The organism is Intrasporangium sp., assembly GCF_032907665.1.
Classification (GTDB): domain Bacteria; phylum Actinomycetota; class Actinomycetes; order Actinomycetales; family Dermatophilaceae; genus Intrasporangium.
On sequence record NZ_JAJJPG010000030.1, the window covers coordinates 1 to 1,369 of the forward strand.

The window sequence follows — 1,369 nt, forward strand, 5'->3', positions numbered from 1 at the left end:
CACTCGAGTGCGTAGCCCGGCTCAGCGGCATACGACTGGTGGGCGGTCGGCGCGGGCAGCCTGCGGGCCACTCGGCTCAGGTGCGCGCTCGGTGGGGTCGGCGCAGGTCGGAGCGTCTCGGGGGGCGGAGCCGGTCGGCGATGCCGTCGCTGTACTTGGCGAGGAGGGGTCCGGTGATGGCGAGCACGAGGACGTAGGCGGTCGCGATCGGTTTGACCTCGTCGCTGCCCGCCGTGGCGGCGAGCCCGGCGATGACGATCGAGAACTCCCCTCTGGCGACGAGCGCCGTGCCGGCCCGCAGGCGGCCGTTGAACTGCACCCCGTCGAGCCGGGCGGCGTACCAGCCGGTCGCGATCTTCGTCAGCGTGGTGACGAAAGCCAGGGCGAGTGACACCCCGATCACCGGCCAGATGGCGCTGGGCACGACCGAGAGGCCGAAGCTGACGAAGAACACCGCAGCGAAGAGGTCCCGGAGGGGACTGAGCAGGGTTCGCGCCCGGTCGGCCACCTCGGGAGGGACCGCGATCCCGACGAGGAAGGCGCCGACGGCGGCGCTGGCACCGAGGGCCTCGGTCGCGCCGGCGACGAGCAGGGTCGCCCCGAGCAGCCAGAAGAGCGCCATCTCGTCGCTCATCGTGGACAGGGCGCGCGCGATCCGTCGTCCGGCATGCCGCGCGGCGAGCAGCGCGAGCCCCACCGCGCCCAGGGCGAGTGCGGCGCCGCCCATGGCCTGCAGCGGTCCACCCCCGGAGAGGAGGACGAGGAGGACGGGGAGGAAGAGGGCCATCGCGATGTCCTCGAGCACAAGGACCGAGAGGATGGCAGGGGTCTCACGGTTGGGGATTCGGCCGAGATCGGCGAGCAGCCGGGCAATGAGGCCTGAGGAGGAGATCCAGGTCACGCCGCCGAGGGCGAGGGCGAGGACGAACGGGAGGTCGATGAGCAGGCCGGCGCCGAATCCCGGCAGGAAGTTGAGGAGGAGGTCGACGACCCCCGAACGTCGATGTCGCCGCAGGCTCTGCACCAGCTCGGACGCGGTGAACTCCAGGCCGAGGGTGAGGAGAAGCAGGAGGACGCCGATCTCCGAACCGACGCTGACGAAGGGAAAGGCCGCCTCCATGGGCACGAGTCCGCCGGTGCCGAAGAACACGCCGGCGAGCAGGTAGAGGGGAACCGGCGAGAGACCGAGGTGGGTCGCCACCCAGCTGAGGACTGCGAGCCCTGCGAAGATCGCACCGAGCTCGGCGAGGAGGACGGCCAACGAGTGCATGTCGTCTCAGGCCGGTCCGGAGCACAGGGCGCGCACGTGGTCCGTCCACCCCTCCTCGAGCAGCGCGGCGAGGGTCTGGAGTCCCCGCTCGGTGCCGAT

1 protein-coding gene is annotated in these 1,369 nt (G+C 71.5%); it reads right to left on the reverse strand.

Annotation, left to right across the window (positions count from 1 at the left end; all coding sequences use genetic code 11):
* Positions 1–76 precede the first annotated feature (76 nt).
* On the reverse strand, positions 77–1,270 hold the full coding sequence (locus tag LOY02_RS06825) for a cation:proton antiporter (protein ID WP_317181583.1): 1,194 nt from the start codon (positions 1,268–1,270) through the stop codon (positions 77–79).
* Between the last annotated feature and the right edge of the window lie 99 nt (positions 1,271–1,369).